The sequence below is a fragment of the Stenotrophomonas forensis genome (genome assembly GCF_028752115.1).
In the GTDB taxonomy this organism is placed as follows: domain Bacteria; phylum Pseudomonadota; class Gammaproteobacteria; order Xanthomonadales; family Xanthomonadaceae; genus Stenotrophomonas; species Stenotrophomonas forensis.
This window is the reverse complement of the sequence record NZ_CP082270.1, coordinates 4,230,585-4,254,212: the sequence shown is the minus strand read 5'-3', so window position 1 is coordinate 4,254,212 and position 23,628 is coordinate 4,230,585. Positions and strand designations below refer to the sequence as shown.

Annotated in this window: 20 protein-coding genes; 13 read left to right on the top strand and 7 right to left on the bottom strand. The window is 68.2% G+C overall.

The window, feature by feature from the left end:
* Nucleotides 1–20: 20 nt before the first annotated feature.
* Nucleotides 21–662, bottom strand: coding sequence for a glutathione S-transferase family protein (locus K5L94_RS19485; RefSeq protein ID WP_164086534.1), 642 nt, complete (start codon nucleotides 660–662; stop codon nucleotides 21–23).
* 473 nt (nucleotides 663–1,135) lie between these two features.
* Here K5L94_RS19485 and K5L94_RS19480 point away from each other — a divergent pair, with 473 nt between their 5' ends.
* Complete coding sequence (locus K5L94_RS19480; RefSeq protein WP_008267995.1) at nucleotides 1,136–1,588, top strand: PA2169 family four-helix-bundle protein; 453 nt, start codon at nucleotides 1,136–1,138, stop codon at nucleotides 1,586–1,588.
* A gap of 150 nt (nucleotides 1,589–1,738) precedes the next feature.
* On the opposite strand, the gene K5L94_RS19475 is transcribed toward K5L94_RS19480, so the two are convergent.
* Complete coding sequence (locus K5L94_RS19475) at nucleotides 1,739–5,098, bottom strand: autotransporter domain-containing protein (RefSeq protein ID WP_274511176.1); 3,360 nt, start codon at nucleotides 5,096–5,098, stop codon at nucleotides 1,739–1,741.
* Between the two features lie 188 nt (nucleotides 5,099–5,286).
* Here K5L94_RS19475 and K5L94_RS19470 point away from each other — a divergent pair, with 188 nt between their 5' ends.
* Nucleotides 5,287–5,487: a hypothetical protein gene (locus K5L94_RS19470; RefSeq protein WP_006472022.1), complete on the top strand. Its 201-nt coding sequence runs from the start codon at nucleotides 5,287–5,289 to the stop codon at nucleotides 5,485–5,487.
* A 122-nt stretch (nucleotides 5,488–5,609) separates the two neighbouring features.
* Nucleotides 5,610–5,960 carry a VOC family protein gene (locus K5L94_RS19465; protein WP_053450882.1) on the top strand — a complete coding sequence of 117 codons (351 nt, stop codon included), beginning with the start codon at nucleotides 5,610–5,612 and terminating at the stop codon, nucleotides 5,958–5,960.
* 15 nt (nucleotides 5,961–5,975) lie between these two features.
* Here the strand turns inward: K5L94_RS19465 and K5L94_RS19460 are convergent, their stop codons facing one another.
* The gene (locus tag K5L94_RS19460) at nucleotides 5,976–6,593 is read right to left on the bottom strand and encodes a TetR/AcrR family transcriptional regulator (protein WP_053450881.1); all 618 of its coding nucleotides are present in this window, start codon (nucleotides 6,591–6,593) and stop codon (nucleotides 5,976–5,978) included.
* A 125-nt stretch (nucleotides 6,594–6,718) separates the two neighbouring features.
* Here K5L94_RS19460 and K5L94_RS19455 point away from each other — a divergent pair, with 125 nt between their 5' ends.
* On the top strand, nucleotides 6,719–8,191 hold the full coding sequence (locus K5L94_RS19455) for an MFS transporter (protein ID WP_053450880.1): 1,473 nt from the start codon (nucleotides 6,719–6,721) through the stop codon (nucleotides 8,189–8,191).
* Between the two features lie 11 nt (nucleotides 8,192–8,202).
* Here the strand turns inward: K5L94_RS19455 and K5L94_RS19450 are convergent, their stop codons facing one another.
* Both K5L94_RS19450 and K5L94_RS19445 read right to left on the bottom strand, forming a co-directional pair.
* Nucleotides 8,203–8,505 carry a KGG domain-containing protein gene (locus K5L94_RS19450; protein ID WP_049457930.1) on the bottom strand — a complete coding sequence of 101 codons (303 nt, stop codon included), beginning with the start codon at nucleotides 8,503–8,505 and terminating at the stop codon, nucleotides 8,203–8,205.
* Nucleotides 8,506–8,668: 163 nt separating this feature from the next.
* Nucleotides 8,669–9,133, bottom strand: coding sequence for a MarR family winged helix-turn-helix transcriptional regulator (locus K5L94_RS19445; RefSeq protein WP_053450879.1), 465 nt, complete (start codon nucleotides 9,131–9,133; stop codon nucleotides 8,669–8,671).
* A gap of 50 nt (nucleotides 9,134–9,183) precedes the next feature.
* On the opposite strand from K5L94_RS19445, the gene K5L94_RS19440 reads away from it, so the two are divergent.
* The 4 genes from K5L94_RS19440 (at nucleotide 9,184) to K5L94_RS19425 (ending at nucleotide 14,222) form a co-directional block, all read left to right on the top strand.
* On the top strand, nucleotides 9,184–10,095 hold the full coding sequence (locus tag K5L94_RS19440; protein ID WP_053450878.1) for a S41 family peptidase: 912 nt from the start codon (nucleotides 9,184–9,186) through the stop codon (nucleotides 10,093–10,095).
* A gap of 98 nt (nucleotides 10,096–10,193) precedes the next feature.
* A complete protein-coding gene (locus tag K5L94_RS19435) occupies nucleotides 10,194–11,087 on the top strand; it encodes an NAD-dependent epimerase/dehydratase family protein (RefSeq protein WP_053450877.1) in 894 nt (297 codons plus the stop codon).
* A gap of 212 nt (nucleotides 11,088–11,299) precedes the next feature.
* A complete protein-coding gene (locus K5L94_RS19430) occupies nucleotides 11,300–13,831 on the top strand; it encodes a methyl-accepting chemotaxis protein (protein WP_274511174.1) in 2,532 nt (843 codons plus the stop codon).
* Between the two features lie 220 nt (nucleotides 13,832–14,051).
* Entirely contained in the window at nucleotides 14,052–14,222 is a 171-nt protein-coding gene (locus K5L94_RS19425; RefSeq protein ID WP_180879615.1) for a hypothetical protein, read from the top strand.
* Nucleotides 14,223–14,280: 58 nt separating this feature from the next.
* Here the strand turns inward: K5L94_RS19425 and K5L94_RS19420 are convergent, their stop codons facing one another.
* A complete protein-coding gene (locus tag K5L94_RS19420; RefSeq protein ID WP_274511173.1) occupies nucleotides 14,281–16,326 on the bottom strand; it encodes a TonB-dependent receptor domain-containing protein in 2,046 nt (681 codons plus the stop codon).
* A 490-nt stretch (nucleotides 16,327–16,816) separates the two neighbouring features.
* Here K5L94_RS19420 and mdoH point away from each other — a divergent pair, with 490 nt between their 5' ends.
* The 5 genes from mdoH (at nucleotide 16,817) to hemC (ending at nucleotide 22,699) form a co-directional block, all read left to right on the top strand.
* Nucleotides 16,817–18,742 (top strand): glucans biosynthesis glucosyltransferase MdoH, encoded by a 1,926-nt coding sequence (gene mdoH / locus K5L94_RS19415; RefSeq protein ID WP_053450874.1) that lies wholly within the window; start codon nucleotides 16,817–16,819, stop codon nucleotides 18,740–18,742.
* Between the two features lie 50 nt (nucleotides 18,743–18,792).
* Nucleotides 18,793–19,452: an alpha/beta hydrolase gene (locus K5L94_RS19410; RefSeq protein ID WP_080374968.1), complete on the top strand. Its 660-nt coding sequence runs from the start codon at nucleotides 18,793–18,795 to the stop codon at nucleotides 19,450–19,452.
* Between the two features lie 3 nt (nucleotides 19,453–19,455).
* Nucleotides 19,456–20,499, top strand: a complete 1,044-nt coding sequence (locus K5L94_RS19405) for a sensor histidine kinase (RefSeq protein ID WP_008264821.1) — start codon at nucleotides 19,456–19,458, stop codon at nucleotides 20,497–20,499.
* 10 nt (nucleotides 20,500–20,509) lie between these two features.
* Complete coding sequence (locus tag K5L94_RS19400) at nucleotides 20,510–21,241, top strand: LytR/AlgR family response regulator transcription factor (protein WP_053450872.1); 732 nt, start codon at nucleotides 20,510–20,512, stop codon at nucleotides 21,239–21,241.
* A 546-nt stretch (nucleotides 21,242–21,787) separates the two neighbouring features.
* Nucleotides 21,788–22,699: a hydroxymethylbilane synthase gene (gene hemC / locus K5L94_RS19395; RefSeq protein ID WP_053450871.1), complete on the top strand. Its 912-nt coding sequence runs from the start codon at nucleotides 21,788–21,790 to the stop codon at nucleotides 22,697–22,699.
* 113 nt (nucleotides 22,700–22,812) lie between these two features.
* On the opposite strand, the gene K5L94_RS19390 is transcribed toward hemC, so the two are convergent.
* Complete coding sequence (locus tag K5L94_RS19390) at nucleotides 22,813–23,589, bottom strand: DUF481 domain-containing protein (RefSeq protein WP_006471539.1); 777 nt, start codon at nucleotides 23,587–23,589, stop codon at nucleotides 22,813–22,815.
* Between the last annotated feature and the right edge of the window lie 39 nt (nucleotides 23,590–23,628).

Below are 23,628 nucleotides of genomic sequence, written 5' to 3'. Positions count from 1 at the left end.
TTTCCACGCCGGGCGCGGAACTACCCGTTCTGGAACACCGCCCGCTGCGCGGCGAACGCGCGCTGGTAGGCCGGGCGCTGCGTTGCCCGGTCCACGTAGCCGCTCACCTGCGGGAATTCATCGAGCAGACCGCTGCTCTTCAGCCGCAGCAGCACCGCCACCATCATCAGGTCGCCCGCGCTGAATCCGCCGTCCAGCCAGGCGGAATCGCCCAGCGCTGCGGACAACTGCGCCAGCCGCGTCCGCACCCGCTCATCGAGCATCGGTAGCCGCTGCGCATACCAGGGCTGCTCGCGCTCCAGCACCCAGGCCATCGAGCGCTCAACAACCGGCGGCTCCACCGTGTTCAGCGCGGCGAACATCCACATGATCGCGCGCATGCGCGCATCCGGATCGCGCGGCAACAGGCCCGGGTACTGTTCGGCCAGGTGCAGGACGATGGCGCCGGATTCGAACAGGACCTGTCCGCCGTCCTGCCAGGTGGGAATCTGCCCGAACGGATTCCTTGCGAGGTGGGCGGGCTGCTTCATCTCGGCAAAGGTGAGCAGCTGCACGTCGTAGGCCACGCCCAGTTCTTCCAGCGCCCAGCGCACGCGCATGTCGCGGGCCAGGCCCTGGCCGCGATCGGGTGAGGTGGCGAAGGCAGTGAGGATGGGACACATCGGGAGGCTCCTGCAGGCCGACGGGCCTGGCTTCCAGTGTTTCGACGAACGACAGCGCCTGGAATCGACATCGGCTCCGGCGCGTGCACGTCGCTTGCACGTGCCCTCTACGCGGGCACTGATTCAGATCCATCACGCTGGCGGGGTCATCCGCAGAAACAGGTGTGCATCCATGAATACCCCAGGAAAGCCGAAGCCCAGCTGGCGCCAGCGAAACGTGCTGATGGCAGCGCTCGCCGCGGTGCTGGTCATCGTTCTGGTCATTCTCTTCATCCCCTGGTGAGGCACGCGCGGACAACTCTGCGTGAACGCAACACCACCGTGGCGTGAAGCGGTCAGTGCGGGTTGGGCGAGGTGATGCATGCATCAATCAATGCTCACCCACGAAGCACATGGGCCTGTCCACAGTGGTCCCGCAGGCAGCACTCACGGCTGCCTCTCTCCCACGGAATCGACTACACAGGAGCAATGACATGAGCACCCAGTCCACCATCGAACATCGCCTCAACGACCTGATCGAGATCGCCCGTGATGGCAAGTCCTTCTATGAAGAAGCCGCGACCAAGGTGAAGGATGCCGAGCTGTCGGCACTGTTCACCCGCATTGCTGGCGTCAAGGGCCGCATCGTCGCTGCACTGAGCGGCTCGGTCGCTGCCAGCGGTGGCAAGCCGGCCGAGCACGGTACGGTCGTCGGCTCGATGCAGCAGTTCTACGGCAAGGTGCGCGCTGCCTTCGGTGATACCAACTACGGCTACGTGGCCGAGCTGGAAGAATCCGAAGATCGCCTGCTCGGCGCGTTCAAGGACGTGCTGAAGGAGAACGATCTGCCGCCGGCCGTGCGCCAGGAAGTGACCCAGCTGCTGCCGGACGTGCAGGAATGCCACAACGTCATGCGCGCGCGCAAGCACGCGATGAAGGCAGCCTGACGCTTGAAGGCGGCCTTCTCCCCGGGGCCGCCGCGGCCGGGGCAGTGTTCTGCCCCGGCCACCTTTGTCCAGGGGGACGCGCATAAAAAAGGGGCGGCCGCGAGGCCGCCCCAACCCGTCAAGAGAGCACGTGACTAACCGGGCACGTGACTAGAAGCGGATCGACCAGCGGGCATTGGCACCGTGATCGCGGCTTTCGCTGCCGAACTGGCCGCTGTAGCCCAGTTCCAGCTGCTGCCGCGGGGTCAGCCAGGCCGACAGGCCCAACTCGGCCACGACCGCATTGTCGGCAATCGGTGCACCCTCGACCGCGAACGTCGTGGTGCTGTTGGCGAAGGCGAGGTTGGCTACCTGGCTGCGGTCACCCGAGGCCCGGCGATAGCCCACGCCACCGCGCAGGTGCAGCCAGCTGTCCTGCTGGAACGACGCCTTCAGGCCCTTGTCGAAGCGCACGCCGGCGGTGGCGACCGTGGTGCCGGTGTCATCCACCTTGCCGCGCAGTGCCGCCGCACCGCCGCGCTCGTCGATCTGCTTGAGGTCCACCTCCACGCGCGCGACCTGCAGGTACGGCTCCAGGCCACCCTCGGCGCTGCCGAAGCGGTAGCCCGCCTCGATGAAGGCCTGGCGGGTGTGTGCGTTGTAGCGCGCGCTCAGGCTGTCACTGAAACCGGCAAAGGCCACGTCGCGGTTGCTCTTCACTTCGTTGCGGCTCCATGCGACGCCACCACGCAGGCCGAAACCGCCCCAGTTGTGGCTGGCGTAGGCACCGAAATGGGTGTTGTCGATCTTCGACCGGGCGCGACGCTCCTGCTGCTTCACGTCGGTGCGGCCAGTGCCGGCCAATACGCCGATCTGCCAGCCGCCGAACTCGCGGTCGACGCCGACCAGCACGCCGTTGCTGTTGGTGTCGGTGCGCGCGGTGTTGGAATTGCCATCCAGCTTGCCGTTGCCGCCGATGGCCTGCACCCATGCACCGGTGGCGTCGCCCGGCTCCGCACCGGGTGCCGCCGCGCCGGCGCGGCGCGACAACGCGGCATCACGGACGTGGCGGCTGCCTTCGACCAGGGCCAGCGCGGTGGCAGCGTGCAGTTCGCCACCGATGCCATCGAGCACGCCGCCGACCTGCTGCGGGAACAGCTGGGTGAGCGGCTTGGGCAGGCCCTGGTTGATCGCCAGCACGTCGGCGGCCGCGGCGACCGCGCGTTGGTTCGGCGTACTGGCCGCGCTGGCCAGCAGCGCACCGCGTGCGACGTCGATGCGGGCGCCGTTGGCACCGTAGGCCAGGCTGAACTGCAGGAACGGCGAGAAGGCGCTGAAGTCGGTCTTGGCGAACTGGCCGCTGACGCCGCCGTCGGCGCGGATGAAGTTGAACTGCTCGCCGAGGTAGTAGGTGCCCGGTTCCGGCAACGCCACCAGGGTGCCGCCGAGGGTCGCGGTGCCGGTCACGTGCAGCTGGTCGCTGCGCCCACCCGGGGCCAGTTCGGCGGCAAACACGCCGCTGGCGCCCTGCATGTAGTTGCCGTTGATGGTGAGCGTGCCGATGGAGTTGCCGGGGGCGATGGTGCCATCGACGCGGGTGCTGCCCAGCGTGCCGACGCCCTTCAGCAGGCCGTTGGCGCCGACCGTGGTGGTGCCACCGGTCTGCGTGCCGTTGAAGGACACCACGCCGCCGTCGACCGTCAGGTTGCTGTTCTTCAGCACGCCGCTGGCGCTGACCGTGCTGACGCCGCCGTGGGTGGTGAGCGCGGTGGAGACCAGGCTGCCGTTGAGCAGGAACTGGCCACCCTGCACGTCGACCGCCGAGGTGAGCGCGTTGCTGCCGTTCAATTCCAGCGTGCCCTCGCGCAGTACAGCGCCGTTGAAGGTGTTGTCGCCGCTCAGGCGCAGCCAGCCGATGCCGGATTTGGTCAGCTTGCCGGGGCCGCCGATGGCGTTGGTCCAGTCATCCCATGCATCGCCTTCCCACACCTTCAGCCCACCGGCCTTCTGGTTCATCACTACGTTGGTATCCACCCGCAGCGATCCATAGCCTTCGATGGCCTTGCGCAGGTCGACCATGCCCCAGCCGTAGATGGGGTCGATGCCTGCCGCACCCAGATCGCGCGCGGTGGTCAGCAGCACATCGCGCACCTGGGCGTTGTCCAGGTACGGGAAGCGCTCCATCAACAGGCCGAGGGCGCCGGTGATGTGCGGTGCGGCCATCGACGTGCCGGTCTTGGTGCCGTAGGTGTACTCGGTGTTTTCGCTGTCGATGATCAGCCGCACGTACGCCGAGGTGTTCTCGATGCGGCCCTTGATCTCGCCGGACACGATGGTGCTGAGGATGTCGGTGCCGGGGGCGGAGATGCACCAGTTGGCGGCGACACCGCAGATGCTGGAGCTGCCGTCGATCACGTAGTCGGTTTCGCCGGCGGCGGCATTGGGCCGGCGCACATTGGCCACCGCCAGCCAGTAGGGTTCGATCTCCGGCTTCCAGCGCGGCATCGACGCGGTGATGCCGGCCACCGCACCACTGCCGTTGCCGGCCGACCATACCTGGATCAGCGTGGAGCCCGGCTTGTCGCCGCTGCCGGCATAGATGCTGCCGTACACGTCGTAGCCATCACCGATCGCCGCATACTGCGCGTCCAGCGCGGCAGCGGTCATGTTGCGGGTGGAGATGCCCCAGCTGTGGTTGATGGCGCGCACGCCCTGCGCCTGGATCTGCGCATACATGTCCAGTGTGGCAGCGTCATCCGGATCGGTGCGGTACAGCGCACGCGGGCGATAGAAATTGTCCGGGTCCAGGCGCCACTCGTAATAGGTATCACCGAAGACGCGGGCAGCGGTCAGGTTCGAACCGAAGGCCACGCCGTGCATGCCCTTGCCATCACGGTTGGCACCGATGGTGCCCAGCACGTGGGTGCCATGGTCGGCGTAGCTGAAGCCGTAGGGCTGGCCTGCGGCGATCAGTCGTGCGGCCAGCGCGGCGGGAACACCGGGGCCGAGGCCGTAGTAGTTGTAGCCCGGCTGCTCGCCACGGGTCTGGCCGCATGCGCCGGCACCGGCCACCACGCCGGGCGTGGCGCAGTCCGCACCGATGGTGATGCTGGAGGTGTTGCGCCCGGCGAATTCGGGGTGTGCCAGTGCCGAGCCTGAATCGAACAGGGCCAGGCGCACGCCCTGGCCGGTCAGGCCGCGCGCGTAGGCGTAGTCGGCGCCCATCGCAGCCAGTCCCCAATCGGCGTTGAATTCATCGCTGCGCCAGCTGGCTGCATCGCCGGGTTTGCCGAGCAGGGCGGTGCTTCCCGTTGCAGGCGCGGTGGCGGTGGGCGCCGTGGAAGCCGACGCCACATCGGCGACGGGCCGTGCCCACGCGGCCTGCAGCTGGCGTTGATGCTGCCAGGCATCGAGTGATTCGCTGGCCATGGCCGGCAAGGTGGTGGCCAGCAGCAGCGAGCTGGCAACAGCAAGTGCCAGCGGGCGATGCGGGAGGGAGCGGGACGAACGGCCGTACAGCGGGTGATTCATCGGACAACTTCCTTGGTTGACGGACAACAACGCCGTTAACGCCAAGGCAGGCCGATGCCCCCCAGTCGTGTGAAGGAAATTTTATGAACTGGTTAAGGATTCGTGACGCGGGTGTTCACCTCGCCTCCCGGTGTCCCCGCTACGGTGGGCCCGCCTGGGCTCACCAGGCTTATCAAGGAGTGATGACGATGCGTGCATTGAAGAAGATGGTCGCCGGTGCGGTGTTCGCGTTGGCCTGCACCGGTTCGGTGGCGGTGGCAGGGCCGGTCGAGCCCTGCGACAAGCCGTGCTGGCGGGCCTATCAGATGTGCCTGGCCAGCGGTGTGGATGCCGGTGAGTGCCAGCAGGCCTACAACACCTGCGTGGTCGACCTGTGCATGGGCGTGTGAGTCGCGCCTTTTAAGTTCTATACCGCCTGGAGCCCCGTCATCGACGGGGCTCTTCTGTTGCAGGGGGTGACGCTGGCATCGATGCGGTACTCTCGGTGCGTCTTCCGGGAGAGGGGAATGCCATGGCTGTCAGGCGCGTCGTTGCCAACATCGCCACGCCCGATCCGCAACGCGCCGCCGCCTTCTATGGCGACCTGCTCGGCATGCCGGTGGTGATGGACCACGGCTGGATCGTCACTCACGGCGGGCAGGGCAATGCCCTGGCGCAGGTCAGTTTTGCCAGTGAAGGCGGCTCCGGCACCGCGGTGCCGGACCTGTCGATCGAGGTGGACAATCTGCAGGAGGTGCTGGAGCGCATGCGTGCGGCCGGCATCGCGCTGGAGTACGGCCCGGCCGACGAGCCCTGGGGCGTGCGCCGCTTCTTCGTGCGCGATCCGTTCGGAAGGCTGTTGAACATCCTCGCCCATTGCTGAGCGGCGGGTTGCGGGTCAGCGATGTGTCGCGGCCGGCGCTACGCCGACCATGCGCAGGCAGTCGTCCACCACGGCGGCAATGAAGGCGTCGGCGTCCTGCGCGGGTGCGGCGATCAGGTCATCGGTGGCGCCGTGCACGCCGGCATAGATCAGCGAGGCGGTGACCTGCGGCGACGGCAACTGCCACAGGCCGGCGGTCATTCCCGTTTCAAGAATCGACAGCAGCTGCTGCTGGATCGCGTTGCGTTCGGCATTGCCGCGCTGGTGATGATGGTGATGGGCGAAGACCACATCGTGGACGGCGTGCGTGCGCACGTAGATTTCGATGTTGGCGCGGATCCAGGCGCGCAGCCGTGCCACGCCATCAGCGGCCGGGTGCTGCTGCACGGCCTGGTCGACGTCCTCGATGAAGTGCCGGGTGTAGCGCTGCGCCAATGCCTGCAGGATCTCGCTGCGCGAGGCGAAGTAGGTATAGAAGGTGCCCTTGGCCACCTCGGCTGCGGCCACGATGTCACTGACGGTGGTGGCCTCCACACCCTGTGACAGGAACAGCGCCTGCGCGGCGTCCATCAGTTCTTCCTGGCGGGTTTCGGCGGGCTTGGTGCGAGGCCTGGCGGCAGCGGGGGTCTGCATCGTGGCTGGGTCCGGGTGTGTCGGCGGCCATTCTAGCTCCGCCCCGGGAGTGACTGACCGTCGGTCATTGACCGACGGTCAGTCAGTGACTAGGATGCGGGCACATCCTCCCCCGGGATCCGAACATGCAACGCTTGCGACGACCGGCCCTGGTGCTGGCGGCCTACCTCGGCACCTTCCTCGCCTCGCTGGACATCAGCATCGTCAACGTCGCCCTGCCGACCCTGCAGCAGGCGCTGGACACCGACATGGCCGGCCTGCAGTGGGTGATCAACGCGTATGCCATCGCGTTGTCGGCCCTGATGCTGTCAGCGGGCCCGCTCGGCGATCGTTATGGGCATCGGCGGATGTGGCTGCTCAGCGTGGCCACCTTCACCCTGGGGTCGTTGCTGTGCGCCTGCGCCGGCAACTTGCAAACGCTGGTGGCCGGGCGCGTGGTGCAGGGCATCGCCGGTGCGCTGCTGATTCCCAGCGCCATGCCGATCCTCAGCCATGCGTTCCCCGATCCGCGCCAGCGCGCGCGCGCGATCGGGGGCTGGTCGGCATTCAGTGCGCTGGCCCTGGTACTCGGCCCGCTGTTGGGCGGCGTGCTGGTGCAGCGCGCCGGCTGGCCCAGCATCTTCCTGATCAACCTGCCGCTGGGCCTGCTTGCCCTCGTGCTCGGCGCGTGGGGTATCCCGGAGCGGCGGCATCCACACCATGCCGCGCTGGACCCGGCGGGGCAGCTGCTCAGCGCCGTTGCACTGGGTGCGCTGAGCTATGGCCTGATCGCGATCGGCGAGCAGGGCCTGCTGGCGCCGGCAACGCTGTCGGCGCTGGGCATCGCCGGCGCCGGGCTGGTGTTGTTCGGTCTGGTCGAACGCCGGGTGGCACGCCCGCTGCTGCCGCTGGACCTGTTTGCTGATCGCCGTTTCGGCATGCTCAACCTGGCTTCGTTCGTACTGGGATTCACCGCCTATGCGAGCCTGTTTTTCCTGTCCCTGTTCTTCCAGCAGGCGCAGGGGCTCAGCGCAGCCTCGGCAGGCTCGCAGCTGGTGCCGCAGTTCCTGTTGATGGGCGTCGTCTCGTTGTTGTTCGGTCGCCTGGTGGTACGCGTGGGGCTGCACACCGCGCTGGTCTGCGGCTATGTGCTGGTCGCCGTGGCGCTGTGCGCGATGGCCACGTTGCAGCCTGCGACGTCGCGCGGGCAGGCCAGTGCCTTGCTGATGCTGCTGGGCATCGGCATGGGGCTGGCGGTACCCGCCACTGGCATGGCGGTCATGGTCCAGGTACCGGCCGAGCGCGCGGGCATCGCGTCAGCCACGATGAATGCATTGCGCCAGGCGGGCATGAGCCTGGGCATCGCGCTGCTGGGCAGCCTGATGGGCCTGCGTGCGGTACGCCAGTTTGCCGCGTCCGCACTGGCCGCCGGGCAGCCAGGGCTGGCCGCCCATGCACGCGGGCTGATCCTGCACCCGGGCTCGACGTATTCCACGCCCCAGGTGGTGGCGTGGTACCGCAGCGCGATGGCCAGTGGCTTCGGGTGGGCGATGGCGGTGGCAGGCGTGGTGGCCCTGCTTGCGGCCATCGGCCTGCGCCGACTTCGCCTTGCGCGCTGACCGCACAGCGTTCATCCCTGCTGGCGTTGCGGATCCTTTGCGGCTGGGTCGAGCGATGCCTGTTGCTGTTGCTGGCGGGCGTTGGCGTGGCGTGCGTGGCCGCCTTCGCGGCCGATCGCCGCCATGTGCTGCCGGTCACGGCTGATAGCTTCGCCGCCCTTGCGGCCGGCGACGCGGGCTTCGTCCGGACTGAATTCATGCGCGTTGCCGGAGGCGTGCGCGGCGCGTCCGCCCTTGGCGGCGATCGCACGTTGCTTGTCCCCGTCCATCGAGGCGAAGCCCCGGGTGGAGCTGCGCGGGTTCTGGCCAGTCATGTGAATCCTCCTGCGGTGTGGGCGTCGCCGTCGTCGACGACAGCGGCCATGCTTGGCCATCGCGCGCTAAGTCCAGGTCGCCATCCTTGCAGCTGTCTTCACGCGGCCTGCGCACCGGGTTCAAACGGCCGGCCGCCCTCGGCCGCAGTGGGGCCGAACCGTGTCAGCCTTCGCGTGCCTCGCGCAGGCGCTGCGCGAAGGGGCGTTGTTCGAGCGCCTGCAAGGCGCTGCGCAGCACCTGTTCCAGCGACTGGCCGAGGTCGGCCTCCAGGCTGCGTGCCGCATGCGCGGTGGCCTGCCACTGGGCCTGCAGCGCCGGCACGGCCCGCAGCGCATGCGGGCTCAACTGCAGGATGCGCTCGCGGCTGTCTTCACCGATGACGCTGTGCAGCCAGCCGTCGCGCACCATCGCTGCCACGGTCTGGCTGAGCGCCGAATGGCTGAGCCCGCAGGCCAGTGCCAGGTCCTTGATGCGGCACGGGCCCTGCGCCATCAGCGTGCGCAGCACCGGGGTGTAGCGCGGCCGATAGTCCAGCTGCAGATCGCGGTAGGCCTGTTCGACGGCCGGGTCGAGCTGATCGAGCAGGGCGCGCAGCAGCGTCCCCAGGGTCGCGTGTTGGAGATCCATGATCGCGATGATATATAAGCGCTTATATATCATCAATACGGGGTAGGGTCATGGCGGTTTCGTGGATGCTGGGTGCGTTGCTGGCGGCGGCATGCCCGTCCCAGGATGCGGTGCTGCAGGCCGCGGCCACCGCAATACAGGCGCAGTACCTGGACGAGGCCGAAGGTGCCCGCATTGCCGCAGCGGTGCGCGGCTGGTCCAGCCAGCGGCGCTATGCGGACAGCTGCGCGGACCCGCAAGCGTTCAGCGCACGCCTGAACCAGGATCTGGACGTGTTCGATGGCCACTTCCATGTGGAACGCGTGGACGCCGATGCCGGCCAGGACGACTGGCTGATGGCCTGGCGTGCGGACGCGCGCGGCAATGGTGCGGGCGTGCGCGAGGTGCGGGTGCTGGAGGGCAACATCGGCTACCTGCGCCTGAGCACCTTCTATCCGCTCGACCTGGCCCGGCCAAAACTGGTGGCAGCGTTCAGCCTGCTGGCCGATACCGATGGCCTGGTACTGGACCTGCGCCAGAACGGCGGTGGTGATGATGGCAGCGCGGACGTGCTGGTGCGCACCCTGCTGGAGCCGGGAATCACCGAGGTACAGGCGCTGGAACAGCGCGGGCGGCGCACCGCGGTGCGGTTGCCGCCGGCCAGCCTGCCGCCCTACCTGAAGCCGCTGGTGGTGCTGATCGACCGTCGCACCGGCTCGGCGGCCGAGTTCGTCGCGTACTCGCTGCAGGCGGTGGGGCGCGCACGCATCGTCGGTAGCCGCAGCGGTGGCGCCGCGCACATGTTCGATGATCCTGTGCAGCTGCCCGCTGGTTATCAGATCAGCATTCCGGACCGTCAGCCGATCAACCTGCGTACCGGCGGCAACTGGGAACGAACCGGCATCACGCCGGATGTGCCCGGCGGTGATGATCCGCTGTTCATCGCGCGGCAGCTGCTGGCACCGCCAACGTCGCCACGATGAACGCGTTTTTGCAACATCCGGCTATCGCAGACGACATGCCGCTTGCCTAGAATCGAATCATCCCGGTAGTTCCCGGGCGCTTCGAGCGAATGGACTCAATGAAGATTCTGTTGACCGGCAGTTCCGGACGGATCGGGCGTGCGATCTTCGGCGCACTCGCGGCCGCCCACGAAGTGGTGGGGCTGGATCGCAGCCCGTTCGCCACCACCCGCATCATCGCCGATGTCACCGATCGCCAGGCCGTGGAACGCGCTGTCCGTGGCGTCGACGCAGTGATCCACACCGCCGCCCTGCACGCACCGCATGTGGGACTGGTGCCGGATGCGGTGTTCCAGCAGATCAACGTGGAGGCCACCTCGCACCTGCTGCAGGCCGCGCGCGAGGCCGGTGCGCGGCGGTTCGTGCTGACCAGTACCACCGCGCTGTACGGGCATGCGGTGGTGGCGGGAGGCTGCCGCTGGATCGATGAAGACACCGAGCCATTGCCGCGCACGATCTATCACCGCAGCAAGCTGCAGGCCGAGGCTCTGGCCGTGGCCGCCGCCACGCCGGGCTTCAGCGTGCGTGTGCTGCGCATGGGCCGTTGCTTCCCGGAGCCGCCCGAGCGCATGGCGATGTTCCGCCTGCACCGTGGTATCGACGCGCGTGACGTGGCCAGTGCGCATGCCGCGCTGCTGCTTGATGACGGTGCCGCCTTCGCCCGCTACATCGCCTGTGCGCCGACGCCGTTCCGGCGCGAGGACTGCCTGGAACTGGCCACCCAGCCGCGCAACGTGCTGGCGCGGCGCGTGCCGCAGCTGCTGGCCGAGTTCGAACGCCGTGGCTGGCCGCTGCCGATGAGCATCGACCGCGTCTACGACAGTGCCCGCCTCCGCAACGAGCTGGGCTGGCAGCCGCGGTTCGGCCCGGACGATGTGCTGCAGCAGTACGCCGCGGGCAGCATCGAAGTGCTGCCGCGGGCGCAGTGGATCAAGGATCGCGTAGCCGAGTAGGGCGGCAGCGGGGCGGGTTGCTGACCCGTCCCTGAGCAGATTCAGGAATGTGCAGGCGGGCCGCCTCAACCTCGTTGGTGGGCGGCCGCTAACCCGGTGCGCTTCCAGCGCCGGGCGTGTACCCCGGTGGCCGGGGGCCTGCGCGACGGATCGCGCGCCTGCGCGGTGCCCTCGCGGTACCGGTCATCCTGAACTGCCTAGCGGACCCTTCCATGCCTCCTTCCCGTTCCGCCGCTGCCCGCCGCCCGGGCAGCATCGCCCACAAGCTGATGCTGGGCACCGCCGTGATCGCACTGCTGTGCTTCGGCCTGACCGCGTTCCTGATCTATCGTCAGGCCAGCGCCAGCCTGATCGATGCCTCGCGCCAGACCATGACCAGCGAAGCCAACGCCGAGGCGCGCCAGGTCGCAGCCGATCTGGGCACGGCCTTCGCCAGCAACGACGCGATGGTCGAAGCCGTGCTCGCCCAGCGTGCGCGCGGCGATGTACCCGACCGCGCCAGCCTGGCGGCGGTGCTCGGCGAGCAGCTGCGCACCCATCCGGAATGGCTGGGCAAGAGCACCATGTGGGAAGCCGATGCGTTCGACGGCAAGGACGCCGCGTTCGCCAACACCGAGGCGCACGATGCCACCGGCCGCTACATGAGCTACTGGGCCTGGCAGGACGGCGCACCGCAGCAGTCGCCGATGACGGACTACACCGAAGCCGCCGATGGCTCGGCCGACTGGTACATGGATCCCAGCCGCGACAAGCTGCCCAAGGTCAGTGAACCCTATGCCTATGACATCGGCGGCCAGCAGGTGCTGATGAGCACACTGAGCACGCCGATCATCGAGAAGGGCACCTTCCTCGGCGTGTTCACCGTCGACTTCTCGCTGGCGGCGCTGCAGAAGCACCTGGCCACGCTGACGCCGATGGGCGCCGGCCGCGTCGAACTGCTTTCGCCCAAGGGCGTGGTGCTGGCCTCGGCCAACGCCGCCGAGATCGGCAAGCCGCGCAGCGACGCGCTGACCCGCAGCATGCTGGCGGACATCGCCGCCGACCGCCGCTTCGAAGCCTTCACCCCGGATGCCGCCGGCAACGTGCGCGTGTACGTGCCGCTGCGCGTGGGCGACGCCCCGCAGCGTTTCGCGCTGGGCGTGGTGATGCCGCATGCGGTGATCGTGGCCGAGGCGCGCCAGCTGCTGTGGCTGACCCTGCTGGTCGGCGTGGTGGCGGCCCTGGCCCTGAGCGCGGGTGTCTACGTGCTGTTGCGCCGGCTGGCGATCCGCCCGCTGGCTGAAGCCGTGCGCGTGGCCGGTGATGTCGCCGCGGGCAAGCTGGACAGCACCCTGCCGGCGCGCAGCAATGACGAAGTGGGACGCCTGCTGGAGGCGATGCAGGGCATGCGCGGCCAGCTGCAGGCGGTGATGGCCGCGCAGGCGGAAATGGCCCGCCGTCATGACGCCGGCGAGCTCAGCTACCGCATGGACGCGTCGGTGTTCCCTGGCGAGTACGGCCGCATGGTGGCCGACAGCAACCAGCTGGTGGCCTCCAGCAATGCGGTCACCCAGCGCCTGGTGGAAGTGATGCAGCGCTATGCCGTAGGCGACCTCAGCGTGGACATGGAGGCGCTGCCGGGCGAGAAGGCCGTGTTCAGCGCCGCGATGGCCACCACCAAGAGCAACCTGGCCGCGATCAACGATCAGATCCAGCAGCTGGCCGCAGCCGCCGCTGCCGGTGATTTCGCGGTGCGTGGCGATGCGCTGCGCTTCGACCACGACTTCCGCCGCATGGTGGAAACGCTCAACACCATGATGCAGGTCAGCGACCACAACCTGGCCGCGCTGTCGACGCTGCTGCGTGCGATCGCCGCCGGTGACCTCACTGCCCGCATGCAGGGTGACTTCCACGGAGTGTTCGCGGTGATGCGCGACGACGCCAACAGCACCGTGCAGCAGCTGACCGGGATCGTCGGGCAGATCCAGCAGTCCGCGGCCAGCATCCGCCTGGCAGCGGGCGAGATCGCGGCTGGCAACAGCGACCTGTCGCGGCGTACCGAACAGCAGGCCGCGAACCTGGAAGAGACTGCCGCGTCGATGGAGGAACTGACCTCCACCGTGCGCCAGAACGCCGATCACGCGCTGCAGGCCAACACACTGGCCGGTTCCGCGGCCGGCGTGGCCAGCGAAGGAGGGCAGGTGGTCAGCCAGGTGGTGCAGACCATGGAGCAGATCGAGGCCTCGTCGCAGCGCATTGCCGAGATCATCTCGGTGATCGATGGCATCGCGTTCCAGACCAACATCCTGGCGCTGAACGCCGCAGTGGAAGCGGCACGTGCCGGTGAGCAGGGCCGCGGGTTTGCGGTGGTCGCCAGCGAAGTGCGCGCGCTGGCGCAGCGCTCGGCCGGCGCGGCCAAGGAGATCAAGGAGCTGATCGATGCCTCGGTCGCGCAGGTCGGCGCCGGCGCGGAACTGGTGCATGGCGCCGGTCGCACCATGCAGGAGATCGTCGGCCAGGTTGGGCGGGTAAATGAAATCATGGCCGAGATCTCGGCCGCCTCGCGCGAGCAGTCGGCCGGCATTGAGCAGGTCAACCAGACCGTGGTGCAGATGGACGAGACCACCCAGCAGAACGCTGCGCTGGTGGAGGAAGCCAGTGCCGCCGCGCGGGCGATGGAGGAGCAGGCCGAGCAGCTGGCGGTGGCGGTGTCGCGCTTCCGCCTGCAGGCCGGGCCGGTGGCGGTGGCACGCCGCGCGGCGTGAGCCCCCGGGCGGCGGCCGGGGCGGTCATGGCGATGAACCGTGCACACGGCAACGGGTTCAGGAATGCGCCCCGGCACCGGGAGTCCAGTCGTATGGCCGGCGCGGTGCTGCGGCCGGGCGCCGCACCGTCACCCATCCGCCTTTTTTTTAGGATAGGGTGCGCAGTTCCGCTGCCGCTCCAGCTGAATCCGTGCGGCGGCGGGATGTCCATGGAGGTTGCATGACCACACCTGCTACACCGGAAAACGCACCGGGACCGGTGCTCCTGCCGACACCTGAAGTGGTGCAGGCACAACAACTGCTCGCACGCCAGCAACTGGCGGTGGCGATGGACCGTGCACGCACGGCCGCCACGCGCACTGCGGCACCGGCCGCACTGCAAAGCGAGTAACCCGCAACACCGTCGATCGCGCTGGCCCACCGCCAGCGCGATCGCGGCGCGCCGCCGGTCAGAACCGCGCGGTCATGCTGAGGAAGTAGCTGCGCCCGGCTACGAAGTAGTCGGTGGAGCCTTCGGCATACAGCTTCTTGTCGGCCAGGTTGCTGACACCGCCGCGCAGGGTCAGCACCGGGTTGACGTTCCAGGCGGCGGTCAGGTCATACAGGGTGTAGGCCTTGAGGAAGGTGGTGGCCACGCCGTCCTGCTTGCCGGTGTACTGCGCCGACAGGCTGCTGGAGAACGCCGTGTTCGGCGTCCAGTCCAGCGACGAATAGCCGGAGAACTCCGGCGTGTCGATCAGGTTGCGGCCGGTGGTCAGGTTCTTGGCTTCCTTCATCCAGGTCGCCGAGGTGCGCCAGCGCCAGTGCTCGCCGAAGCGGAAATTGAGGTTGCCTTCCATGCCACTGGTGCGTGCGCGCTGCACATTGCTCATGCGCGTCCACCAGATGCCGTTGAACCTGCCCAGCGGGGCGTACTCGATCTTGTTCCTGAAGTCGGTGTGGAAGTAGGTCAGGCCGGCATCCACCCAGTCGTTGTCGAAACTGATGCCGATCTCGCGGTTGGTGCTGGTTTCCGGGTCCAGGTCCGGGTTGCCGGCCATGTAGCAGCCGCCGCGGGTATAGCCCAGCGGGATCAGCGAGGTGCAGCCACGGCCACCGGACTGGGTGGCGGCAGTCGCCGAATTTTCGGTCAGGCTGGGTGCGCGGAACCCCTTGGAGACGCCGCCACGGATCGTCCACTGCTCGGCCGGGTGCCAGACCAGGTAGGCACGCGGGCTGACGTGGCCGCCGAATTTCTCATGGTGATCGAGGCGTGCGCCCAGCGTCAGCGCCAGGGTGCGATGCAGTTTCAGTTCGTCCTCGACGAACAGCGCCCAGGTGTCCACTTCCAGATCGGAGCCGCTGACCGCGTTGCCGGCATAGTCGATCGGTGCACGGCCGATGGTGTCGGTGTTGGTCAGCTCCTGGCGCTTCCACTGGCCACCCACGGCGAACTGGTGTTCAACGCCGAGGGTGAACGGCGTGGTCAGGCTGCCTTCGATGATGGTGTCGGTGGCCTCGGAGCGGCCGGTGGCGCCGATGTCGTTCTTGTACTCGGTCCAGTACGCGCTGATCTTCGAGTTACCGAAGCGCCACTTGCCATCGTGGTTGAGCGCCAGCGAGCTGCGCTTGAGTTCGGTGGCACCCCATGCACCTTCGTCCTGCTTTTCCAGGGCGGCATCGATGAAGGCCTGCTGCACGCCGTGGCCGGCTTCCAGCGACAGTTCCTGCGCGTCGCTGAGTTTCCACTGCAGCAGCGCGTCGACATTGCGGTCCTTCTCGCCGGCATAGGCATTGCCGTAGACACCGCCATTGGATTGGTCGGAGTCGCGGCGCATGCTGTTGGCGCCGATGCGCAGGCCGAAGCGCTCGCCCAGCGGGCCGGAGAACGTGGCGCCGATCTGCTGGGTGTCGCCACGCTTGTCGTCGCCTGGTCGCGTGTAGCTGTGGGTGGCGCTACCGTTCCAGTCATCACCGATGCGTTTGGTGATGATGTTGATCACGCCGCCCATGGCGTCGGAGCCATACAGCGACGACATCGGCCCGCGCACCACTTCGATGCGCTCGATCTGGTCCGGCGAAATCCAGTTCAGGTCCTGGCGTCCGAGGTCGGGGCGGTAGTTGGTCGAGGCCGAGCTGCCCATGCGCTTGCCGTCCACCAGCACCAGCGTGTAGTTGGACGGCATGCCGCGCAGCTTGATCTTGGACTGCTCGCCGGCGGCGCTGAGGCCGCCGGTCACGCCGGGCACCCGGCTGAGCAGGGTGGCCAGGTCGTGTACCGGCTGGCGCTCGATGTCCTCGCGGCTGATCACGCTGATGCTGGCGGGGGCATCCTTGATCCATTGCTGGTTGCCCGAGGCGGTGACCACCACGGTGTCCAGATCCTTGGTGGACGCATCGGCGGCGGCCTCGGCGGCGGCCAGGCCGGGCAGGGCAAGCAGGCAGGTGGTGGCAACGGCGACGGCCAGGCGGCTGCGCGTGGGGTGCGCGGAACGGGAACGGAATGACAGGGACATGACGGCTTCCATGGGAGTAGGAGAGACCCGGTGGAAGCGCAGGCGCAGGCAGACAGCAGGCAGCCCCCTTCCATGGGTCGTCGGCGCGCGGCGGCGCCGGCGCGGCTGGGTGGGTCTCAACCGTCGGGAAGACGTCGACCTGCCTGGTTAATGAAATGATAACCGTTCGCGTTTGTTACGATCCAGTACCCGTGGTGACGAAGCGACAACATCGATTGCGGGGCGTCATCGCCTGCTGTTTGCTGAATGGGGATAATTCCCGGCGTAGGCCTTCGCACCCGGCTTACATCCGGCGCCCTAGACTGGGCCGCATTTTCGATTCCGCCCCGTTGGAGATCGTGTGGGTTCCGGTAGTGACAGACATCGACTGTGCGGCCAAGGGCCGGCACAGCCAGGACAAGTGCGGGCGCCGGGAAGGCGCGCCGGGAACCTTCGTGCATGCAGCCCGGCCGGGATGGCCGGCCATGCCGAACGTGCGGAGTAGGCGGTGATGGGGGGTCAGACCATCCACGCGGAAGCGGATGCGCCCCGGCTGGATGCCGGCTGGGCGCTGCTGCCTGCTGAATCTCCGTTGCAGATGCCCGAGCAGACCCTGCGCGAAGGCGCCCTCAAGGTCCGCCGGCATCGCACGTCGCCGCGCCTGATCGGCCTGCGACGTTTCTACATTTTCGGTGGCACGCTGGGCATGACCGCCGTGGCCACGCGGATGATGTGGCGGGTGCTGTCGACCAATGGCATCAGCGTGCTTGAAGCCTGCCTGCTGGTGTTGTTCGTGGGCCTGTTTGCCTGGATCGCGCTGTCCTTCGCCAGCGCACTGGCGGGCTTCCTGACCGCTGTGTTCGACCGTGGCTACCGCCTCGGCATCGACCCGGACAAGCCGCTGCCGACCGTGCACAGCCGCACCGCGCTGCTGATGCCGACCTACAACGAAGATCCGCGCCGCCTGCTGGCGGGCCTGCAGGCCATCTATGAATCGGTGGCCGCCACCGGCCAGCTTGAGCGCTTCGACTTCTTCGTGCTCAGCGATACCCGCCGCGAGGACATCGCGCGCGCCGAGGAGCAGGTGTTCGCCGAACTGCGCGACCGCGTGCCGGACGGCCAGACGCGACTGTTCTATCGCCGCCGTGGCGACAACAGTGGGCGCAAGGCCGGCAACATCGCCGACTGGGTGCGCCGCTTTGGCGGTGCCTATCCGCAGATGCTGATCCTCGACGCCGACAGCCTGATGACCGGCGACAGCATCGTGCGCCTGGTCGCAGGCATGGAGCACAACGCCGATGTCGGCCTGATCCAGACGCTGCCGTCGGTGATCGGTGGCCGCACCCTGTTCGCCCGCATGCAGCAGTTCGGCGGCCGCGTGTACGGCCCGGTGATCGCCCGTGGCGTGGCCTGGTGGCACGGCGCCGAGAGCAACTACTGGGGCCACAACGCGATCATCCGCACCCGCGCCTTCGCCGACCACGCCGGCCTGCCGGCGCTGCCGGGGCGCAAGCCGTTCGGCGGCCACGTGCTCAGCCACGATTTCGTGGAAGCCGCGTTGATGCGCCGTGGCGGCTGGGCCGCGCACATGGTGCCGTACCTGGGCGGCAGCTACGAGGAAGGCCCGCCGACGCTGACCGACCTGCTGGTGCGTGACCGCCGCTGGTGCCAGGGCAACCTGCAGCACGGCAAGGTGGTGGGCAGCCGCGGCCTGCACTGGATCAGCCGCACCCACATGCTGATCGGCATCGGCCATTACTTCACCGCGCCGATGTGGGCGATGCTGATGCTGATCGGCATCGCCATCCCGTTGTTCCAGCAGGGCATCGACTTCAACGCCCTGCTGCACCTGTCGCCCAGCGTGTACTGGCGGGCCCAGGACGAGGAACAGGTGGTGCGCCTGTTCGCCGCCACCATGGCGGTGCTGCTGCTGCCCAAGGTGCTGGGCTACCTGGCGATGCTGCTGGACCCGGTCGACCGTCGCGGCTGCGGTGGTGCGATCCGCGCGTTCGTCTCGATGCTGGTGGAAACCGTACTGGCAGCGCTGATGGCGCCGGTAGTGATGTACGTGCAGTCGCGCGGCGTGGCCGAAGTGCTGTCCGGCCGCGACTCGGGCTGGGACGCACAGCAGCGCGACGACGGTGGCATCTCGTGGCTGGCGCTGATCCGTGGCTACGGTGGCCTGGGCGTGTTCGGTGCCTTCATGGGCGTGCTGGCCTGGGCGGTATCGCCGTCGCTGGCGGCGTGGATGGCACCGGTGGTGATCGGCATGGTGCTGGCGGTGCCGGTGGTGGCACTGACCTCCTCGCGCGGCCCGGGCGCCTTCCTGCACCGCCTTGGCCTGCTCGACATCCCCGAAGAGAACATCCCGCCGCCGGTGCTGGTGCGCGCCGCGCAGCTGCGCCGGGAAGCGGCCGAGCAACCGCCGCTGTACTGATCGCCCCGCGCCAGCGGCATAATGCGGCTCGAACTTGAAGGAGCCGCATCATGCTGCAAACGGTGGAACAGGAAACCGGCGCCTCGCCGCAGTGGTCGGTGATCTGGCTGCACGGCCTCGGCGCCGACGGCCATGACTTCGCACCGATCGTGCCGGAACTGGTGCGGCCGCACTGGCCGGCGCTGCGCTTCGTGTTCCCGCACGCGCCGGTGCGGCCGATCACCATCAACAACGGCGTGCCGATGCGTGGCTGGTACGACATCGTCGGCATGGACTTCCGTTCGCGCGCCGACATGGCCGGCGTGCAGGAATCGGTGGTGCAGCTCGACGCGCTGATCGCACGTGAGATCGAGCGTGGCATCGCGCCGGAGAAGATCTTCCTGGCCGGCTTCTCGCAGGGTGGGGCGATCATCCTCACCGCAGCGCTGTCACGCACCGCGCCGCTGGCCGGCCTGATCGCGCTGTCCACCTATTTGCCCGAGGCTGAAAGCGCCAAGCGAGTTGACGGTGCCGTGCAGGTGCCGGTGTTCATGGCCCATGGCAGCAGCGATCCGGTAATTCCGCAGGCGGTGGCCGTACACAGCGCGCAGGCACTGCAGGCGCTGGGCCTTGAGCTGGAATGGCACAGCTATCCGATGGCCCACCAGGTCTGCGCCGAAGAGATCCAGGCGCTGGGTGACTGGCTGCAGGAACGGCTGGGCGCTGCCTGAGCCATGGCCCCGGCCAGCGCACCACCGTGGATGCCGGAGCTGTGCCGCCTGCCGCGGTTGGCGGCGATGCTTGGCCTGGCCGAGCTGGTGGTGGTGGTGCTGGCCCTGGCGCCCGACGGCAGTCGCCACTGGACCTTCGGTGAACTGCTGTCGGCCAGCGGCTTCGCGCTGTGGCTGGCGTTGGCGGTCTCGGCCAGCCTGTGCCTGCTGCGGCAGGCGCTGTCGAGGTTGCCGCAGGTACTGGGCGCGGTCGCGGCGATCGCCCTGGCGACCCTGATCGCGGTGGTCTGCGCCGGCATCGTGCATGCGCTGTACGCGGTGCTGGGGGACAACTTCGCCAGTGGTATCAGCTTCTGGCGCTTCACCCTGGGCAGTGCGGCCACCACTGCACTGATCACGGCGCTGGCGCTGCGCTATTTCTATGTGAGTGATCGCTGGGCCGCGCAGGTGCAGGCCAACGCGCGCGCGCAGGCCGATGCGCTGCAGGCGCGGATCCGCCCGCATTTCCTGTTCAACAGCATGAACCTGATCGCCAGCCTGCTGCATCGCGATCCGGCAGTGGCCGAGCGCGCGGTGCTCGATCTGTCCGATCTGTTCCGTGCCGCGTTGGGCGCAGGCGAGGGCGATTCGACCCTGCGCGACGAATGCGAGCTGGCCGAGCGTTATCTGTCGATTGAATCGCTGCGCCTGGGCGAGCGCCTGCAGGTGCAGTGGCAGCGTGACGAACCACTGCCGTGGGACCTGCCATTGCCGAGGCTGGTATTGCAGCCGCTGGTGGAGAACGCCGTGCTGCACGGCATCTCGCGCCTGCCCGAAGGCGGCACCATCGAGCTGCAGCTGGTGCGCGAGGGCCAGGAGCTGCAGATCCGCGTGCGCAATCCCGCGCCCGATCCGCAGGCCCCGGGGCTGGCGCTGGCGCGCGGTGCCGGGCATGCCCAGCACAGCATCGGCCATCGGCTGGCCTGGCGCTTCGGCAGTGCCGCGCGGATGACGGCCGGCTGGAGCGAGGGCTACTATGCCTGCCAGGTGACGGTGCCGATCCAGTGAGGGGACGATCGTGAGGGTAGTCATCGCCGATGACGAACCGCTGGCGCGCGAGCGCCTGCGCAGCCTGTTGGCGGCGCAGGACGGCGTTGACGTGGTGGCCGAGGCCGGCAACGGCGAGCAGGCCCTGCACGCCTGCGCGGAGCTGCAGCCGGACCTGGTCCTGCTGGATATCGCGATGCCGGGGCTGGATGGCCTGGAAGCGGCCCGCCACCTGGCCAGCTTCGAGCCACGGCCGGCAGTGGTGTTCTGCACCGCCTACGACGCGCATGCGCTGTCGGCCTTCGAGGCGGCGGCCATTGATTACCTGATGAAGCCGGTGCGTGCCGAACGCCTGGCTGCCGCGATCGCACGTGCACGTACCTTCCTGGCCGGGCGCGACGGCCAGCCGCAGGACAACAGCGGGCAGCAGGCACGCAGCATGCTGTGCGCACGCCTGCGCGGCAGCCTGCGGCTGATCCCGCTGGACGACATCCATTACCTGCAGGCCGAAGAGAAGTACGTAGTGGTGCACCACGCGCGCGGCGAAGACCTGATCGAGGAATCGTTGAAGTCGCTGGAGGAGGAGTTCGCCAGCCGCTTCATCCGCATCCATCGCAACTGCCTGGTGGCACGCCACGAGTTGGTGGAACTGCGCCGTGGCTCGGGTGGGCAGGTGCAGGCGATGCTGAGGCATGGCAAGCAGCCGCTGGAAGTCAGCCGCCGCTGCGTGGCGATGCTGAAGCAGGAATTGCGGCACCTGTGAGGGGTCCGCGCGGCCTGCGGCCGCGACTGCTTACAGATCAAAATCAAGATCAAGATCAAGATCAACAGCAGGTTGGTCGGCTCGTTGTTCTTACGTGCTGGGTCGGGCCGGGGTGGGGTGGCGGGACACGCCGTAAACCCATCCATGGGGGCTCGATGGCGCCATCCATGGCGCCAACGGTCCCGCCACCCCACCCCGACCCAACCCTCTCGTTCTCCACCGCATCGGACAGCAAAAGCATTGGTGTTATCGGGTGGGAAGGGAAATGTAGAGTCGAGCCATGCTCGACTCAGAGCGAAGCGACCCGCTGTTGCTCCTGCTCTTCTTTTGATCTTCCGTGGCTGGACGCGCACGGAAACTGTCAGAGGCCGGGCGGGGTGGGTTCGCGGGGGTGTCCGCGGCATGGATGCCGCGGCCAAGCCTCCACGGACGGATTCACGGCGTCCCCCGCGAACCCACCCCGCCCGGCCAAGCCCAGCTGCTGCTCCAAGCCACGAGGGGCTCCGCCGTTGGCCGTATCCGCGCCGAAGGCGCGATAATGCCCGGATGGAAACCGTCCGCATCGCCACCCGCAAGAGCCCGCTCGCCCTCTGGCAGAGCGAACACGTCGCCGACCGCCTGCGCCAGGCCCACCCCGGCCTGCACGTGGAACTGGTGCCGATGAGCACCCGCGGCGACGAGGTGCTGGACCGCTCGCTGGCCGCCATTGGCGGCAAGGGCCTGTTCCTGAAGGAGCTGGAGCTGGCCATGCTGCGCGGTGAGGCCGACTGTGCCGTGCATTCGCTGAAGGACGTGCCGATGGAGCTGGACGCGCCGTTTGCGTTGCCGGCGATGCTGACCCGGCACGACCCTGCTGATGGCTTCGTCTCCAACCTGTACGCCTCGCTGGAGGCGCTGCCGATCGGTGCGCGTGTCGGCACGTCCTCGCTGCGCCGCCAGGCCCAGTTGCGCGCGCTGCGCCCGGACCTGGAACTGCTGGACCTGCGCGGCAACGTCAACACCCGCCTGGCCAAGCTCGACAATGGTGGCTACGACGCCATCGTGCTGGCGGTGGCCGGGCTGGAGCGGCTGGGCCTGGGCCAGCGCATCGTCGCGCGCCTGCAGCCGCCGCAGTGGTTGCCGGCGCCGGCACAAGGCGCGGTGGCAGTCGAATGCGATGGCGGCAACGCACGCCTGATGGCCCTGTTCGCGGGGCTTGACGACGCTTCCACCCGCGCCTGTGTGGAGGCCGAGCGGGCGATGAATCGTGCGCTGCATGGCAGCTGCCACGTGCCGGTGGCGGCGATCGCGCAGTGGCAGGGCAATGACCTGCACCTGCAGGGCCTGGTCGGCAGCGCCAGTGACGGCCGCGCGGTACGCGCCGAAGCGGTGGGGCCGGCCAGCGACCCGGATGCGCTGGGCCAGCGCGTGGCGACGATGCTGCTGGACGCCGGTGCCGGCGAGCTGTTGAACGTCTGAGCCACGCATCTGTAGAGTCGAGCCATGCTCGACTGCTGTTGGCGGGCCAGATAAGAGCAGTCGAGCATGGCTCGACTCTACAGATAAGAACGGGCGCCCTTGGCGCCCGTTGCTTATTTGAACTTGTAGACCACGTTCATCGTGGTCAGCGTGTCGGTCTTGCGCTTGTCCTCGGCCACGTCACTGTTGTAACGCGCCTGCCAGCCGGCTTTCAGCGCCAGGTGCTCGTTCATGCTCACCGAGACACCGAAGTCATTCTGGCCGAAGGTGTTGTACGAACCGGATTCGACCAGCAGGGTGTTGACCAGGTCGGTGTTGTCGGTCAGCGAGTACTTCAGGTCGAACAGGCCGCGACCGATCATGCCGGTACGGGTGCGGTCGTCCTCGGTGCTGTGGGTGCGGCGCACACCGGGGCCGATCTGCGCGTCGAAGGAGAAGCGCTCGGTGTTCCACAGGCGGGTGCCGTAGCCCAGGCCGAACGAACTCTGGCGGTCGTAGGTGGCGAAGTCGTCGCGTTCGGTACGCACCGTCGCGGTCAGCTGGCGGTGCTCGCCCAGCTGCAGCGCGCTGCCGGCGCTGCCGGTGTAGCGGTTGGCGGTGGTGTTGTTGCGACGGGTGGTGGTGCCATCGTCGGCGGTCTCGGTCACCTTCGAGCTCGAGCGCAGGCCGAACAGGTCCATGCTGTGCACCCAGTCGCCATCGGTGTAGCGCAGGCGCAGGCGGCCATTGAAGCTTTCGGTGCTGCTGTTGCCGCGTGCCGATGCGAAGCCGAGCTCGCCGCCGCTGCCGCTCCACGGCGAGGACATCGCCGCCAGTTCGGAGGCATCCTGTGCATACGCGAGCGGCGCGCACAGCAGCAGGGGAATCAGCAGGGACACGCGCAGGGACATCGAGGCTTCTCCGAAGCGATTGACAGCCGGTGATGATAC